At 45.5% G+C, this 16,414-nt stretch carries 18 protein-coding genes and 2 pseudogenes; 6 read left to right on the forward strand and 14 right to left on the reverse strand.

What is annotated here, in order from left to right; translation table 11 throughout:
- Positions 1 to 7 precede the first annotated feature (7 nt).
- The 8 genes and pseudogenes from flgB to sucC all read right to left on the reverse strand — a co-directional run bounded on the left by flgB (position 8) and on the right by sucC (position 9,878).
- Positions 8 to 412, reverse strand: a complete 405-nt coding sequence (flgB, locus tag PAV_RS24335; RefSeq protein WP_005550601.1) for a flagellar basal body rod protein FlgB — start codon at positions 410 to 412, stop codon at positions 8 to 10.
- Positions 413 to 742: 330 nt separating this feature from the next.
- Entirely contained in the window at positions 743 to 2,143 is a 1,401-nt protein-coding gene (gene hslU, locus PAV_RS24340; protein WP_005550602.1) for an ATP-dependent protease ATPase subunit HslU, read from the reverse strand.
- 33 nt (positions 2,144 to 2,176) lie between these two features.
- Complete coding sequence (gene hslV / locus PAV_RS24345) at positions 2,177 to 2,719, reverse strand: ATP-dependent protease subunit HslV (protein ID WP_005550603.1); 543 nt, start codon at positions 2,717 to 2,719, stop codon at positions 2,177 to 2,179.
- 81 nt (positions 2,720 to 2,800) lie between these two features.
- Positions 2,801 to 4,125, reverse strand: a pseudogene (trmFO, locus tag PAV_RS24350) (FADH(2)-oxidizing methylenetetrahydrofolate--tRNA-(uracil(54)-C(5))-methyltransferase TrmFO).
- A 195-nt stretch (positions 4,126 to 4,320) separates the two neighbouring features.
- Positions 4,321 to 6,414: a type I DNA topoisomerase gene (gene topA, locus PAV_RS24355; protein WP_040736674.1), complete on the reverse strand. Its 2,094-nt coding sequence runs from the start codon at positions 6,412 to 6,414 to the stop codon at positions 4,321 to 4,323.
- On the reverse strand, positions 6,347 to 7,561 hold the full coding sequence (dprA, locus tag PAV_RS24360) for a DNA-processing protein DprA (protein WP_005550606.1): 1,215 nt from the start codon (positions 7,559 to 7,561) through the stop codon (positions 6,347 to 6,349). The genes topA and dprA overlap by 68 nt, the downstream gene beginning before the upstream one ends.
- A gap of 189 nt (positions 7,562 to 7,750) precedes the next feature.
- Positions 7,751 to 8,692: a succinate--CoA ligase subunit alpha gene (gene sucD / locus PAV_RS24365; protein ID WP_005550607.1), complete on the reverse strand. Its 942-nt coding sequence runs from the start codon at positions 8,690 to 8,692 to the stop codon at positions 7,751 to 7,753.
- Positions 8,693 to 8,717: 25 nt separating this feature from the next.
- Positions 8,718 to 9,878 (reverse strand): ADP-forming succinate--CoA ligase subunit beta, encoded by a 1,161-nt coding sequence (gene sucC / locus PAV_RS24370; RefSeq protein ID WP_040736770.1) that lies wholly within the window; start codon positions 9,876 to 9,878, stop codon positions 8,718 to 8,720.
- 523 nt (positions 9,879 to 10,401) lie between these two features.
- Here sucC and PAV_RS24375 point away from each other — a divergent pair.
- A pseudogene (locus PAV_RS24375) lies at positions 10,402 to 11,481 on the forward strand (YifB family Mg chelatase-like AAA ATPase); the annotation flags it as partial.
- Between the two features lie 22 nt (positions 11,482 to 11,503).
- Positions 11,504 to 11,953: a helix-turn-helix domain-containing protein gene (locus PAV_RS37760; protein ID WP_268633286.1), complete on the forward strand. Its 450-nt coding sequence runs from the start codon at positions 11,504 to 11,506 to the stop codon at positions 11,951 to 11,953.
- A 29-nt stretch (positions 11,954 to 11,982) separates the two neighbouring features.
- On the opposite strand, the gene PAV_RS24385 is transcribed toward PAV_RS37760, so the two are convergent.
- The 3 genes from PAV_RS24385 to PAV_RS24395 form a co-directional block, all read right to left on the reverse strand.
- Positions 11,983 to 12,222, reverse strand: a complete 240-nt coding sequence (locus tag PAV_RS24385) for a hypothetical protein (RefSeq protein ID WP_005550611.1) — start codon at positions 12,220 to 12,222, stop codon at positions 11,983 to 11,985.
- Positions 12,223 to 12,423: 201 nt separating this feature from the next.
- Positions 12,424 to 12,801, reverse strand: coding sequence for a hypothetical protein (locus PAV_RS24390; protein WP_005550612.1), 378 nt, complete (start codon positions 12,799 to 12,801; stop codon positions 12,424 to 12,426).
- Between the two features lie 126 nt (positions 12,802 to 12,927).
- Positions 12,928 to 13,209 carry a hypothetical protein gene (locus PAV_RS24395; RefSeq protein ID WP_005550613.1) on the reverse strand — a complete coding sequence of 94 codons (282 nt, stop codon included), beginning with the start codon at positions 13,207 to 13,209 and terminating at the stop codon, positions 12,928 to 12,930.
- A 161-nt stretch (positions 13,210 to 13,370) separates the two neighbouring features.
- On the opposite strand from PAV_RS24395, the gene PAV_RS24400 reads away from it, so the two are divergent.
- Complete coding sequence (locus PAV_RS24400) at positions 13,371 to 13,616, forward strand: hypothetical protein (protein ID WP_005550614.1); 246 nt, start codon at positions 13,371 to 13,373, stop codon at positions 13,614 to 13,616.
- A 193-nt stretch (positions 13,617 to 13,809) separates the two neighbouring features.
- On the opposite strand, the gene PAV_RS24405 is transcribed toward PAV_RS24400, so the two are convergent.
- On the reverse strand, positions 13,810 to 14,139 hold the full coding sequence (locus PAV_RS24405) for a YolD-like family protein (RefSeq protein WP_040736774.1): 330 nt from the start codon (positions 14,137 to 14,139) through the stop codon (positions 13,810 to 13,812).
- Complete coding sequence (locus PAV_RS33800) at positions 14,136 to 14,333, reverse strand: hypothetical protein (RefSeq protein WP_081505819.1); 198 nt, start codon at positions 14,331 to 14,333, stop codon at positions 14,136 to 14,138. The genes PAV_RS24405 and PAV_RS33800 overlap by 4 nt, the downstream gene beginning before the upstream one ends.
- A 123-nt stretch (positions 14,334 to 14,456) precedes the next feature.
- On the opposite strand from PAV_RS33800, the gene PAV_RS24410 reads away from it, so the two are divergent.
- Complete coding sequence (locus PAV_RS24410; RefSeq protein WP_005550617.1) at positions 14,457 to 15,317, forward strand: ATP-dependent DNA ligase; 861 nt, start codon at positions 14,457 to 14,459, stop codon at positions 15,315 to 15,317.
- Between the two features lie 65 nt (positions 15,318 to 15,382).
- On the opposite strand, the gene PAV_RS24415 is transcribed toward PAV_RS24410, so the two are convergent.
- Positions 15,383 to 15,577: a hypothetical protein gene (locus PAV_RS24415; protein WP_005550618.1), complete on the reverse strand. Its 195-nt coding sequence runs from the start codon at positions 15,575 to 15,577 to the stop codon at positions 15,383 to 15,385.
- Positions 15,578 to 15,698: 121 nt separating this feature from the next.
- Between PAV_RS24415 and PAV_RS24420 the strand changes: the two genes are divergently transcribed.
- Both PAV_RS24420 and PAV_RS35370 read left to right on the forward strand, forming a co-directional pair.
- Positions 15,699 to 15,887, forward strand: coding sequence for a hypothetical protein (locus PAV_RS24420; protein ID WP_005550619.1), 189 nt, complete (start codon positions 15,699 to 15,701; stop codon positions 15,885 to 15,887).
- A 241-nt stretch (positions 15,888 to 16,128) separates the two neighbouring features.
- Positions 16,129 to 16,296 (forward strand): hypothetical protein, encoded by a 168-nt coding sequence (locus tag PAV_RS35370; RefSeq protein WP_005550620.1) that lies wholly within the window; start codon positions 16,129 to 16,131, stop codon positions 16,294 to 16,296.
- Positions 16,297 to 16,414 lie beyond the last annotated feature (118 nt).

The following is a 16,414-nucleotide window of genomic DNA, read 5'->3' on the forward strand; positions in this document are numbered from 1 at the left end:
TTATCGGTTACCTCCTAACATCCATAGATGTTCGCATCATGTTGATATGATGGTTAAGCTGTTGGATAAATGTGTTATAACGCAACTGGTTCTCGGCCTGCATCGTCATTTCACGGTCCATGTCGACGTTATTTCGATTATTCCCCATCACCGTAGCCTCGTCGCGAATCATCTGCATCGGCGGCGTCGATTGAGAAGGTCCAATATAGAAGTGTTTCTCATTCGTCCGGCGACCAATCAATGTACCGCCCTCCATCTGATCTCTCAGGAGTGATTCAAATTGCACTTCCGAGCGCTTAAAGTATGGCGTATCGACATTCGCAATATTGTTTGAAATTGCGTTTTGTCTTGCTACGGAAGCTTGAATGGCACCCTCTAGCCGTGTCATGTGCACGCCATTCAATAAGTCCACAATAATCCCTCCTTTAGTTGTTTAAATTTTTGACTATATAACTATACCACTTCTTTCGACGTTTCTCCTTCTTTTTTCGACAAAATATTCGTTTTTGTGCATAAGTCGAAGGACGCATGTGCAAAATTCGCCTTTATTCATTCAAATCGTTAAATTTATGACAGAAGAAGATAATTAACGCCATACCTATCATCTTAAACTTTGGGTTATAACACAATAAGAAAAAAGCCCTATCTTTCGTCCGAAAGTCAGGGCTTTTTCTGAATAGTTTGTCGAACATTTTGAGAGGTCTATTTTTCAGTAACATTTGTCACACTTTGTCGTAATCATTTAGAGAATATATTGACTCAAGTCCCGGTTCTGAGAAATATCTGCAAGCTTTTCACGCACATACTCCGGTGTTATTTGGAATTGCTCCAATGTCAGCTCCGGAGCCTCGAAGGATAAGTCCTCAAGCAGCTTCTCCATAATGGTATGAAGCCTTCTTGCACCAATATTCTCCATGTTTTGGTTAACCGTTGCTGCAATTCGGGCAATTTCTCGGATGGCTTCATCTGAAAACTGAATTTCAATGTTCTCGGTTTTCAGCAATTCGACATATTGCTTCGTCAGGGCATTTTTCGGCTCCGTCAATATGGAAACAAAGTCATCCAGAGATAGATTGTTCAATTCGACACGAATCGGGAATCGTCCCTGCAATTCAGGAATAAGATCAGACGGCTTAGCGATATGGAACGCACCTGCTGAAATAAACAGCACATAATCCGTCTTTACAGGCCCATACTTGGTCATGATAGTAGAGCCTTCTACAATCGGCAGAATGTCACGCTGTACCCCTTCTCTGGATACATCCGGGCCAGAGCCTCCCCGCCCGCTGGAAGCAATCTTGTCGATCTCATCAATGAAGATGATGCCAGATTGCTCCGCACGTCGAATGGATTCCTGAATAACATCGTCCATATCAATCAATTTACCCGCTTCTTCTTGTGTTAAAACCTTACGCGCTTCTTTAACCGTCAACTTACGCTTTTTCATGCGCTTAGGCAGCAAATTGCCAAACATCTCCTGCATGTTCATCCCCATCTGTTCATTGCCTTGTCCAGACAGAAAATCAAGCATGCTTGGGGCATTTTCCTCTACATCAATTTCAATCATGTCATTTTCAAGCTGACCAGACAGCAATTCAAAGCGAACTTTGCGACGTTTTTCTTGTATTCCTGGGTCTGGCTCCTTCTCAGGGGCAGATTGTTCTTGATTTTGCTGACCGAACAGCATCTCGAACGGATTGCGTCCGCTTTTATTCGATTGTGGTGCGGGAACGAGCAATTCGACAATGCGTTCATTAGCCATTTCTTCCGCTTTATCCTTCACCTTCTCCGTACGCTCCAGCTTTACCATTCGAATCGAGGTTTCAACCAAATCTCGTACCATCGATTCGACATCACGGCCGACATAGCCTACTTCTGTGAATTTCGTCGCCTCCACCTTTACAAATGGTGCATGAACAAGCTTAGCCAAGCGGCGGGCAATCTCCGTCTTCCCTACACCCGTAGGCCCGATCATTAAGATATTTTTTGGAACAATCTCATCCTGGATACTCTCGTCAAGCAGTCCGCGGCGATATCGGTTGCGCAGTGCAATCGCAACGGCACGCTTCGCGTTCTTCTGACCTACAATATACTTATCCAATTCAGTAACGATTTGTCGCGGTGTCCACGCTTGTTGATTCATTACTATCCCTCCGCTCCGGCTGCCTTACGGCTACTAAATTTGTTCAATCACAATATTATCATTCGTATATACGCAAATCTCGCTTGCAATCTTGAGTGCAGCTTCTGCCATTTCTTTGGCTGTCATATTCGGAGAGTGACGCTTTAATGCACGTCCAGCAGCAAGGGCAAATGATCCGCCAGACCCAATTGCAATGACATCATCATCGGGCTCAATGATTTCTCCCCCACCCGAAATAAGCAGCATGTGGGACGCATCCATGACAATCATTAATGCTTCTAATTTGCGAAGCACGCGATCCTGGCGCCAATCCTTTGCAAGTTCAACTGCTGCACGCTGCAAATTGCCGTGATGCTCCTCCAGCTTGCCCTCGAACTTCTCAAACAACGTAATAGCATCCGCCACAGATCCCGCAAATCCAGCAACCACCTGGCCGCGATACAAGCGTCGCACCTTGCGTGCATGCTGCTTCATTACCATATTGTTGCCAAAGGTCACCTGACCATCGCCAGCAATCGCAGCAGCACTATTATGTCTTACTGCACAAATCGTTGTTGCATGAAATGAATATTCCACTCTCCTCAGCCTCCTGCCTCATGAAAGCGCAAAGGAACCAGACATGCACAAAACGGCCGCTGCTTCCTTACACTTCACCAATTATTTGATGTGGATGCCATTCTCTTCCTGAAATGCACGCAGCGTATCAAGCGCACGGTGTGCGATGGCTTCGTTCTTTTCTTTTTGTTGCGAATACGAGTCTCCAGCGGCGGGAACAAACCAAAGTTCGCATTCATTGGCTGGAAATGCTTAAAGTCTGCAGTTGTAATGTAGTTCGCCATACTTCCCAATGTCGTTTGGTGCGGCAATACAAGACAAGCTTTCCCTGCAGCATAACGTGCTGCATTTATGCCCGCAATTAATCCCGACGCAGCAGATTCTACATATCCTTCTACCCCTGTCATTTGACCAGCAAAGAACAAGGATGGACGGCTCTTAAATTGATAAGTCGGCTCAAGCAGCTTCGGCGAATTAATGAACGTATTGCGATGCATTACACCATAGCGTACAAATTCGGCCTGTTCTAAGCCTGGAATCATGCGGAATACACGCTTCTGCTCTCCCCACTTCAAGTGAGTCTGGAAGCCAACCATATTGTACAGTGTGCCTGCTGCATTATCCTGACGGAGCTGAATAACGGCGAAAGGTGTTTTGCCCGTTTTCGGATCAATAAGTCCGACAGGTTTCATCGGTCCAAACAGTGCCGTCTGCTTGCCGCGGCTCATCATGACCTCAATCGGCATGCACCCTTCAAAATAAACTTCTTTCTCGAATGTTTTTAGTTCAGCCTTCTCCGCTGTAATGAGTGCTTCATAGAATGCATTGAACTCTTCTTCATTCATTGGGCAATTCAGATACGCAGCTTCTCCTTTATCATAGCGGGAAGCCAAGTATACTTTATTCATGTCGATTGTATCTTTATCAATGATGGGCGCTGCCGCATCGTAGAAGTAGAAGTACTCCTCACCCATCAATTCTTTAATACGTGCGGATAAAGATTCGGATGTCAAAGGCCCAGTCGCAATAACAGTAATCCCATCTTCAGGGATATCACTTACTTCCTCGTTGCGAACCTCTACAAGCGGGTGCTCCTTTAACGTATTTGTGATTTCATCCGAGAAGCCCTCACGGTCAACCGCAAGTGCACCACCGGCCGGCACGGCATGCTTATCTGCTGCACTCATAATAAGTGAGTTCATATAGCGCATTTCTTCCTTCAACACACCTACTGCGTTGCTTAAACCATTAGCCCGCAGCGAGTTGCTGCACACCAACTCTGCAAATCGTCCCGTGTGATGCGCAGGCGTCTGCTTGACAGGTCTCATTTCATATAGTGTGACAGGCACGCCTTGCTGCGCAATTTGCCATGCCGCCTCGCTTCCCGCCAATCCTGCTCCAATGACGGTTACTCTAGGCTGATTCATTTATTGATATCCCCCTCAATTGTATGCAAAAGCATTGATCGCGACCCTTAGAACAAGCAGCCGCGATGCAGAGCTAACTATTATTATCATAACTCTGTCCGTCTCGTGTGAAGACAACGGCCAGAATAACTGCAGCGAAGCTCGGCATATTACACAGCATGGTCACATCCACTTTATGTGTATGCCAGCAGCTCCTTATTCATCCTCTGAATCTTCTTGCACTTGTTCTGTATGATCGCAACTTGTACAGAGCAGTTTCGTTCCTTGCTTGCTCCGCTTCTCAATCATCATGCTGCCGCAAGAAGGACACGGCTTCACAGACGGACGATCCCACATCACATGATCGCATTCTGGATAACGGTCACATCCGTAGAAGACGCGCCCCTTCTTGCTGCGGCGCTCTACGAGCTTACCCTCGTGGCATTTCGGACAAGTAACTCCGGTATCCTTTACGATAGGTCTTGTATTGCGGCACTCCGGAAAGCCCGAGCAAGCAAGAAATTTCCCGAAGCGACCCATTTTATATACAAAATGACGTCCGCACTTCTCACAAATCTCGTCGGATACTTCATCCTCGATCTCGATTTCCTTCATTTCCTCTTCCGCAACAAGCAGGCGTTTCTCGAACGATTCATAGAAATCAGCAAGCACTTTCACCCAATCCTGCTGCCCTTCGCCAACATGATCCAGATCCTCTTCCATGTGGGCGGTAAATTCCACATCCAGTATTTCTGGGAAAAATTCTTCCATTAACTGAATGATGAGCTCGCCCAATTCCGTTGGAACGAATTTCTTTTCTTCAATGGCTACATATCCACGCTTCTGGATTGTTTCCAGCGTAGGCGCGTATGTACTCGGACGTCCAATGCCAAGCTCTTCAAGTGTCTTAACCAATCTAGCTTCTGTGTAACGTGGAGGCGGCTGTGTAAAGTGCTGCTTCGGTTCAATTTGCTCGGTCTTCATGCTGTCTCCAACTGCAAGCGGAGGAAGAAACTTGTCATCCTCAACCGTGCCATCATCGTTGCCCTCTACATAAACCTTCATAAAGCCAGGGAAGCGGATCTTGGATCCATTCGCACGGAACGTAGCTTCTCCAGTCTTAATATCTACCGTCATCGTATCCATGATGGCCGATGTCATCTGACTCGCTACGAATCGTTCCCATATGAGCTTGTATAAGCGGAGCTGGTCACGGCTTAAGTAAGATTTCATCTCATCAGGACTACGCATTATCGAAGTCGGTCGAATCGCTTCATGGGCGTCCTGTGCATTCGCAGATTTCTTCACATATTGCCGTGGCGTCTCAGGCAAAAACTCGTTGCCATATTGGTCTTTGATGTACTCGCCAGCCTCTTCCTGCGCAGTCTGAGAAATGCGCGTTGAATCAGTACGCATATACGTAATGAGACCAACCGTTCCTTCTTTGCCAAGGTCAACCCCTTCATACAGCTGTTGGGCAACCGACATCGTCTTCGCCGCACGGAAATTCAGTTTGCGAGCAGCCTCCTGCTGCAATGAGCTGGTCGTAAACGGTGGCGAAGGGTGGCGGAGACGTTCTCTCTCCTTCACTTCATGGACGACAAATGAACTGCCCTTAATTGCTTGAAGAACTTCATTAACCTCAGCTTCGTTCGAAAGCTCTCTCTTCTCCCCATTCATGCTGTAGAACTTAGCATCGAATGAAGATTTGCCTATGTTCAATCGTGCTGTAATTGTCCAATACTCTTCGGGTATGAACGCGCTGATCTCATTTTCCCGGTCGATGATCAGTTTGACTGATACAGACTGTACACGTCCAGCGGACAGCCCTTTCTTCACCTTTTTCCACAAAAGCGGACTTATCTTATAACCGACCAAACGGTCAAGGATACGTCTCGCTTGCTGTGCATGAACGAGGTCCATATTGATTTGACGCGGGGTTTTGAACGCATCCTTCACCGCTTGCTTCGTAATTTCATTAAATACGACTCGGCAAGCTTCAGACTGATCCAACTCGAGAGCGTGTGCTAGATGCCATGCAATCGCTTCTCCTTCACGATCGGGGTCAGCTGCGAGATACACTTTTTTGACTTTCTTCCGGGCATCCTTCAATTCTTTCAGGACACTGCCTTTACCACGAATCGTTATATACTTGGGTGCAAAATTGTCCTCAATCTCGACGCCGATTTGACTCTTCGGCAAATCGCGAACATGCCCCATTGATGCTTTCACTATATATTTGCTACCTAAATACTTCCCAATTGTCTTGGCCTTCGCAGGTGACTCGACAATTACTAGTGAATCCGCCACAGGCGCATCCTCCTCTCCAGCATACTGCACTCTCATTCCGAGCTATATACGGCTCCAAGGCCTTCTCGGATTCGTTTTTTAATTGTAAGGATAACAAAACTTCATGGAGTTGCGCAAATGTAGTACAACTGCGCTGCATTAAGTCATCTATTGTACTGTCCTGCTCACAGATGAGCTCGTAAATGCGCTTTTCTTCTTCTGTTAGGGATTGTTCCCCTATTGCGTCGACCGTTTCATTATTGTACGACGAGGGGATCGTTGTCAACCAACCTTTGAATTCTTCCACAATATCACTAGTCGAACGGATCATTTTAGCCGATCCTTCATACAGCAGCTTCAGTGTCCCTGCCGACTTCGGAGATGTAATCGGTCCAGGAACCGCGAATATCTCCCGATTGGACTCCAATGCCATATCTGCCGTAATCAATGCGCCGCTGCGCAAATTAGCCTCCACAACGACCGTTCCCAAGGACAATCCTGCAATAATTCGATTGCGGCGAGGGAACATTCCCGGATGTGTCTTCATACCGAGAGGGTACTCGGTTATGACAATCCCATTGTCAGCAATTCGACCTGCCAATCCCCGATTCTCCGGCGGGTACACTTGATCGAATGACGTTCCCATCACTGCGATTGTCTTGCCATATTTGAGAGCGCCTTCATGACTGGCCGCATCAATTCCTTTCGCTAATCCGCTAACGACGTGAAGGCCCATTCGACTCAACTGCTCTCCCAGCGTTGCTGCTACCTTCTTGCCATATGATGTAGGTGTTCGCGTTCCGACGATACTGACGGAAGCTTCCCCTAGGCATGTCCAATCCCCTTTACCATATATGACCCAAGGATATTGAGCGGTTTCCCTCAATAATAAGGGGTACTGGGCGTCAATCGCCGTCCTCCATTCAATACCGTGCCGCTCTATGATATCAAGTCTCTGTTCAAGATGCTCGGAACGAAACTGAGCTGCCAGCCTATCAGCTATATTCGGCTTCATACCAAATTCTTGCCATTGAGAAGAAGGGCGATCCAGCCAATATTGCAGATCGTTGGGCCCTATTCTATCCATCAAGTCACGTATCGTGTGCCATCCAATTCCTTCCGCTTCATGAAGTGCAATTATGATTTGACTTATTGTCCATTGGCTCATCGCATTCTTTCCCTTCATTAAAAAAGAAGCGCGATTCCGCTCCCCTTATTTTGCTTGAGATAGTAACAGATTGCAAGTGTCAACCCATTCATTTTGAAATTCATAGAACTTTAATTTGCAAAACAAAATAAAAAAGCAACCTTTATACACGTTTCCGTGTCGTAAAGGTTGCCTACCTTTGTAAATAGATTAGGAGTTGACTACATGAGTCTTGCAGGATTCAAGCAGTCCCCGTTCTTCTAGTACAGCAACAAGTGTACTGCCCATTTCTGAAGGTGTCGGAGCTACCTTAATACCACATGCCTCCAGCGTTGCAATTTTCTCGGCGGCAGTTCCTTTGCCTCCTGAAATAATGGCTCCTGCATGGCCCATACGCTTGCCTGCGGGCGCTGTTGCCCCACCAATGAATCCGACAACTGGCTTCTTCATATTATCACGGATCCATTCTGCTGCTTCTTCCTCAGCAGTCCCGCCGATTTCACCAATCATAATAACAGCATGTGTGTCCGGGTCTTCATTGAACAAGTTCAGGATGTCGATGAATTCGGAGCCTTTTACCGGGTCTCCTCCAATACCAACAGCTGTTGATTGACCGATACCTCGTGTCGTTAATTGATGTACCGCCTCATAAGTGAGCGTTCCGCTTCGAGAAACGACACCTACATGACCCGGAGCGTGAATATATCCTGGCATAATCCCGATCTTGCATTGTCCAGGTGTGATGACACCAGGGCAGTTCGGACCGATAAGACGTGTGCGCTTGCCCTCCATGTATCGCTTAACCTTAACCATATCCAATACAGGGATGCCTTCCGTGATGCAAATTACAAGATCGAGATCCGCGTCTACTGCTTCCATGATTGCATCTGCTGCAAATGCTGGCGGTACGTAGATAACACTTGCTGTTGCGTTAGTTGCTGCCTTGGCTTCTACTACCGTGTTGTAAACAGGAAGTGTGACCACTTCTCCGTTATCAAGCGTAATATCAACCTTAGTTCCACCTTTGCCAGGGACAGCGCCAGCCACCATCTGGGAGCCATACTCCAGTCCGCCCTTCGTGTGGAACATGCCTGTAGCACCCGTCATATTTTGCGTAATAATCTTGGTATGCTTATCAATTAAGATACTCATTGACTCTCATCCTCTCGTCCGTGAATTATTGAACCAATGCGACAATTTTCTGCGCACCGTCTGCCATTGAATCGGCTGCAACAATGTTCAATCCAGATTCATTCAGAATGCGCTTGCCGATCTCCACGTTCGTACCTTCCAGACGGACGACGAGCGGCCGATCAAGACCAATTTGCTTCGCTGCTTCCACAACACCGTCAGCAATGACATCACAACGCATAATACCGCCGAAAATATTAACGAAAATTCCTTTTACATTTTCATCCGACAAAATAATCTTGAATGCTTCCGTTACTTTCTCCGTAGTAGCGCCGCCACCTACATCAAGGAAGTTAGCTGGTTCGCCGCCGTAATATTTAATAATATCCATCGTGGACATCGCAAGACCGGCACCGTTAACCATACAGCCGATATTGCCGTCGAGGGCGATATAGCTCAAATCGAATTTGGAAGCTTCAATTTCCTTCTCATCCTCTTCATCCAAATCGCGCAGCGCTTGAATGTCCTTATGGCGATACAGCGCATTGGAATCGAAGTTCAGCTTCGCATCCAATGCCATGACCTCTCCGTCACCAGTTACAACGAGCGGGTTGATCTCTGCAATCGAGCAATCCTTATCTACAAATGCTTGGTACAGGGCAATCATAAATTTAACAGCCTTGTTGACCAGTTCGGCCGGAATATTGATTGCATACGCGAGCTTGCGCGCTTGGAAGACTTGCAGACCAACCGCTGGATCGATGACTTCCTTCACGATCTTCTCCGGTGTTGCTGCAGCAACCTCTTCAATTTCCGTACCGCCTTCTTCAGACGCCATCATAACGACGCGACCTGTTCCACGATCAACGACTACACCAACATAATACTCTTTCTTAATGTCACAGCCCTGTTCGATCAACAGACGCTTTACTTCCTTGCCTTCCGGACCTGTTTGATGCGTCACGAGCACTTTGCCAAGCAATTCCGTCGCATATGTACGCACGTCATCCAAGCTCTTCGCTACCTTCACTCCGCCTGCCTTACCGCGGCCACCTGCATGAATTTGCGCCTTGACGACGACGATTGGAGTGCCCAATTCCTCAGCTGCCTGTACGGCTTCGTCTACCGTGAACGCAACCTTCCCTTCTGGAACAGCAACGCCATATTGCTTCAATACACTCTTGCCTTGATACTCATGAATATTCATCGTGCATCCCCCTATCCGATCGTTAGCCTCATGGGCTGTTTCCGACTTGAAGCCGAGGTTGTAGGACAACAGCATGCCTTGCCCGCTCCTGCAACTACACCTCGCGGCGCGTCCGTGAACTTGGGGAACCGCTTCCGCCGCTTCGCCACCGTTAATCACAATAACGGAAAATATATACAATCCGAACACATTGTATCATGAATTTAAAACGCTTTCCTCTCATTTTCGTCAAGAAAGTACATTTTTTTGATATTGATATCATCTCATTTTGAGATTAATAGGGAATCTCGACATTTCCTAAAGGGAAAAATTGACGTTGTAATTGGGCAGAGCTATAATACACAGTACATGCTCTAATAGACTTACTACATGGTTTCAATTATCAGATCACATAAACAATAGGCCTATTGCATTCTATTAAACTAGCTAGATTATCCGCATTTCAATAACGAGCGTTGATAAGGAAGCACCTTTCCCTCGTATTCCAGCATTGTGCTGAGAATGACGATAGAGAGGTGTTTTTATGTACGGAAATTTGTGGGGTGCCTCTGTATATGGTGTAGAAGGCAGACTCATCCATGTGGAAATTGATATTTCTCCCGGTTTGCCGCAGGTCAGTATTGTAGGTCTTCCCGATGCTGCAATTCGTGAATCCATCGAACGAGTAAGAGCGGCAATCCGCAATTGCGGCTGGAAATTCCCTCTGGAGCGAATAACGATTAATTTGGCGCCGGCCGATCTTCGCAAGGAAGGAACTTCATTCGACATCGCCATGGCGGTAGGACTGTTATGCACAAGCGGACAAATTCCCACTCCTCCCTTTCAAGATATGCTGCTCATTGGGGAGCTAGCGTTAGATGGTTCTACCCGAGCCGTCCCTGGTGTCCTGTCTCTCGTCGATGAGGCACGAAGAAAAAGATTTACCCGCGTAATTGTACCAGCCGACAATGCTGCTGAGGCAGCACTTGTAGAAGGTATTCAAGTATTCCCCCTTCGCCACCTGAATGAATTGAAAGATGTACAACATGTGGGAGATCTGCCCATCGCGATCCGTGACAAATGGGGGATGGTGTCGAATGACATGGAAGAAGAAGGACTAGAAACGAATACCGAGGATTACGCCGATGTCAACGGCCAACTGCATGTAAAGCGCGCATTAACCATCGCAGCTGCAGGCATGCATAATATACTGCTTAGCGGCCCGCCGGGAACAGGCAAGACCATGCTTATCCGGAGGCTGCCGTCGATTCTACCACCTATGAATGAAGAAGAAGCACTCGAGGTGTCGAAAATATATAGTGTGTCAGGAAAATGGAATCATGATGGTGCAGGTCTGATAATGAAGCGTCCCTTTCGTTCGCCCCATCATTCCATTTCTGCTGCCGGGCTTATTGGCGGCGGCGCCATTCCTAAGCCTGGGGAAATCAGTTTGGCTCATCGTGGTGTTCTATTTCTAGATGAATTGCCCGAATTTCCGCGTCAAGTGCTTGAAGTACTGCGGCAGCCGCTCGAAGAACGCAGCGTCACAATCGGCAGAGCACGCGCCGTCTTCCGCTTCCCTGCCCATGTGATGCTCGCGGCATCGATGAACCCTTGTCCGTGCAGGTAATAACCTTGATTCTACAATAGAAAGGAATTTTAGTTTTGATAACAAAAGTGTCCATTTTCAAAACTTAGAAGGCACCACTGGGCAACGGCTTAAACAGTGTAGAATCTCGAAAAACATGACGATTGATGAGGTAGCCAACGCGGTAGGTGTATCGCCTAAATCTATCATTCTTCTAGAAAAGCATTGTTCCAAGGCATCAATGGGAACGATACGGAAACTATCTTCCATATTCGACGTATCGATCGCGTACCTCGGAATGTTCGAAAATATGCCCGAGTGCACTTTGGGTGATCGGTTACGTAAAGCGAGGCACTTTCACGGGCTGACCAAAGAAGAACTAGCTACAAAAATCAAAGTTGATGTAAAGACGATCACAAATTGGGAGGATAACCGACGAGTACCTCGTGACATGGAAAAAGCAAATCAAATTCTAGAGATTTTATATAATAGAAGCAACCCTATTTGAAATGGGTTGCTTCTATTATATATGTGCCTTTATCTGATCATCAAAATATCGTTTATTGCTGCTCTATATGTAAATTCAATCACTTCCGATTTTCTATAGAACAAATTTTCCAATTCTAAATACTTATCGACTTCACTATTTGGAATGTACTTCATAAGCTCCTTAAACTTCTGGTCGAATGCTCTGTATATTTCGTTGTCATTCTCATACTCATCGTTTAGTTGAATAACTCGGGTTTGAATAGATGGTTCTAAAAATGACTTCCCCATTATGAAACATCTCCTCAGGATGTATTTATGACTGACAAGATATCTTTTTGTCTATCCACTTCACTATAATTCCTTCGCGCATCCATCCTTCTGTCTTTAATATTCAAGTAGCCGGCTACGTAACCTATTTTAAGCATGGTTATATGAATATGTAAACATCTGTTCAGATTCCAAACAGTCGACATTAAACGACATATTTTACTAATTTTTTCGATCACTTTGTGGTATAATTTTATATTTTTTCGTTATTTCTTGGCACAAAGGCCGCGACATCCCTATCCACTGGCTAATATCCCCAAGACGAACGTGAATCCGACACTCCTTTATATCTATGCATGTCGCATTTTTAATGTTTACTGCCTTTCCTCTGCTAATAAATTCAAAAGAGTAACCACTATGGTTGATGACATTGACCCAAAAAGAAAGCGAGCCCGGGAGATAAAAATCCCGATCATCGGCGCGTATAACAACGCGTTTTATAATCCCGTCATATACCAAATAGAAAATCTTATCTATACGCACTTTTGCTAAACCTTGATACCCGTATGGATCTAATGCTACTGATAAACGAGTAATCATACTGCACCCCCCAAATAGATGAATTAACATGAATTATTCCTTTTCTCATGGGTGCTTATACGATGACACAAAAAAGCCCCGGAAGGGAAACCCGGGGCTAGAGAGAACGTCTTGCCAATCGGTAAATTAGGGGCTAGTTTTATCGCATTTTTGCGTATCTACGTATTTCACGTTTTTAGTGTTAACTGCCTTTCCTTTACCAATAAACTCAAAAGTGTGACCGCTATTGTTAAGTCCTTTAACCCAATAAGAAAGCGAGCCCGGGAGAAAATAATTCCTTCCAGATGTGTGTATAACAACCCCCTTCATAAACCTGTTAAATTCCATAGAAACAATCTCGTCTATACGCACTGACCTTAAACCTTCATGCCCTTGCGGATCTAATGCCACATTTAAATGGGTAATCATATAGCACCTCCAATAAATGCTGTATTCCCTAATTGTAACATGGTTATACAAACAAAAGGCTTTTGACAAAGCATGTCATTTTAAGCGATCACATTGGAAGGATTAGGGGAAAGCGTGTCGAAGATATTTTCATATATCAAAAAAATAGGGGTGAATAATGCATGGCTATGATATTAAGGATGCTAGGGATTGCTGTTATTCTGTGCTGCGTATTAATGGGGTATGAGGCGGGAAGTGTTTTCGAAAAGCTCGGTGGCAATTTTGAATTTATGCCAGCTTTAGTGTGGTGGGTTAGTGGCGCTGCTTCTGCGGTTCTATTCTTCGCTGTCGGGATGGTCTTGGAGCAGCAGGAAGCAATGCGTGAAACACTTAGTCAAATTCGAGAAGAAAAACTTAACGCTGATTAAAAAAAGCGCCTCGGAGCAATCCGAGGCTTTACTTATCCATATACAGGCTTTTCACATTTAATACAGGTATATACACCGTCCACCCATTTCCCCTTCATAGCAGCCTTACAGCTGCACGTATGTGGTTGTACTGGTGCAATAGGCTTTCGAGATGTTACCGGTGTTCGCTGTAATTCTTCTCTCCAATCCTTCATTAAATGCTTACCTCCATCACGTCTTCGATCTTAATCCACTGCCAATCATCTTTACTTAGCAGCTTGAATCGTTGTTGATACGTATCTATATCCACTACCACACCCGCTTCCTCCTTGTATGCAAAAGGATCGAAAACTCTCACAGTGATCGTCTCTCGTTCATTCATGGACTGCTGTAGTTTACCGCCGATGACTTCCCATTCCTGATCATCGATCTGCGGTCGTGTGCGCCGTGCCCGTTCATGTTGATACACAAGTAACGCCTCTCTATGTTGAGGTATAATGAAGCGTGAACTTTCGTAAATTCCGTTCCCATTAAGTTTACTCATGCTGTTCTCCCCTTTGGCTGCCATGATAGAATTCGTTCCAGACGGAATGGCCGCCATGCTTTCGCCTTCATACATGTTGCATGTACAACTCCGTCCCTTATGCTTCGCACAACTATATGACGCTGTGTAATTTCACCACGCCTATCTTCATAAATAATTTCAACCTGCCGCCCAATGTAATGTTCCAGATGCAATGTCATCACCTCATATAGAACGTTTGTTCTTATTATATGCGAACAAACTTTCGTTTAACAATAGTAAAAACTTACTAAACATTTGGCTTCATTCAATTGTTAAAATGGATCAGGGTGATGAAAATGTTTATATCTCCAATGTTATTAGAAAAAAGCGAATCAGCTTTCAGCGATCCGAATTATATATTTGAACCAAAGTTTGACGGACATCGCGCGATCCTATCGTGCGTTGACGGCTGCACACGTATTTACACGCGCCATACTAACGAATGCACGCACCAGTATCCCGAATTGCTAACCGTTCCATTCACGGATAATATCGTCCTTGACGGGGAAATCGTGTGTATTGAGCCAAATGGAACAGTCGATTTTGAATCCGTCATGACACGGTTCCAAGCGCGGCGTTCCGATAGCATACGTAGACTATCCGATCAGCTTCCAGTGACCTTCGTCGTATTCGATATCTTGCGTTATCGTGGCAAAGATTTGCGAGGATTATCACTTATGCAGCGCAAGCAAATCCTATCTAACGTGAACTTGCCGAACAATCCGCGTATAAACGTCGTGCCATTTATCGAAACTGCGGGCGAAGCGTTATTCTCCGATATCTGCGCGAGGAAAATGGAAGGCATCGTGTGCAAACGAAAGGATAGTACGTATGTATCCCGTCGATCATCAGACTGGCTAAAGGTGATTAACTGGACGTATACGGACGTGTGGATCACCGGATACCGGAAAGAGGAGTTTGGATGGCTTGCGGCTGTAGACAGTGGAAACGGCAAATTGCGGCCTGCTGGTATTATTGAGCTTGGCGTGAAGCCATTTCATAAGAAGGCGTTCTATGGTGTAAGGGATTCGATAATAACCTGTGAAGATAAGAACAACGTTTATTTGCAACCTGCTCTCCGAGCCAAGGTTAAAACGAGAAACTGGACAAAAGCTGGATTACTTCGCAGCCCTGTTTTCGTTGACTTTGCTGTTTAAGCCAAGGGACTTCCCCCTTGGCTTTTTTTATTACAAAACAAAAAAGTAACCCGCCAGCAGACAGGTTACTCTAATCCTTCTCTTTGTATTTTTTCTTCTATCGCTTCGAGAATAAATGCATTGCGACTATCTTTCCCTGCTTTTTCTGCAGCAGCGTTGAACCTTTCTCTGTCCCCTTTTTTGGCCCATAACTTTATTTGATCGTAGTTCTCTGCGTTGTATTTGATTTTGGCTCGTGTTGAAGCTTTCTGTTCTTCCATTATGCATCACCTCGTGATTACATAATATCACAAAAAATAATACTGGTACCAGTATAAAAACGCTTGACTCTATACTGGTACCAGTATATAATTAGAGTATAGAAAGGAGGTGAACACAAATATGAGTAAGAAAAACCAACATAAAAAGAAAAATCCGGCTCCCCCACAGGAACCGGAAACCCAGCAAGAACCGCCGGACGTTAAAGACGACCGAGCCTCGACAAAAGAGTTGATCCAGCTAGCCACTGCGATTACTCAACTCATAGTCGCTCTCCTAACGTTTGTCATCGTCCTTGTAAAAGGAAAATGACAAGCAAGCTACTCGCCCCTACGGGGGCGGGTAGTGGTTCGGTCGTCATATACAGTATATCACACCGTTGGACTTCGCAATCAAGGAGGCTCCAAAGTGAAGAAAGATGATGTAAAAGAACTTTCGCTGATAATTTCATTAACGGCGCTTGGTATTAGTATCTTTACGTTTGCTATGTTGCTTATGCTTAAATTCAATTGCTGAGGGGCTTCTGCCCCTCTAACTAGAAAGGGCGATCTGAATGAATCAATGGAGTAATCAAGCTTGCTTTGGATATATGATATTGGCCGCACAGAAGGCCGGACTTGAAGAAGATCAAATCAGGGAGATTACAAGGAAGATGCATCGTGTGCACGATGAAGTGTCGGTTGAAGAAGCGGCACAATATTACCGTGAATCTGATTATTAAACAAAAAAAGAGAGCTGCAGGGATTCCCTCCCATACAGCTCTCTTTTGCGTAGGCATTGCCAAACGCACTTCAATTATACACGTTTACAAGCGTTTTGAAAATGTACTGTATCTATCT

It is taken from the genome of Paenibacillus alvei DSM 29, assembly GCF_000293805.1.
GTDB classification, from domain to species: Bacteria; Bacillota; Bacilli; order Paenibacillales; family Paenibacillaceae; genus Paenibacillus_B; species Paenibacillus_B alvei.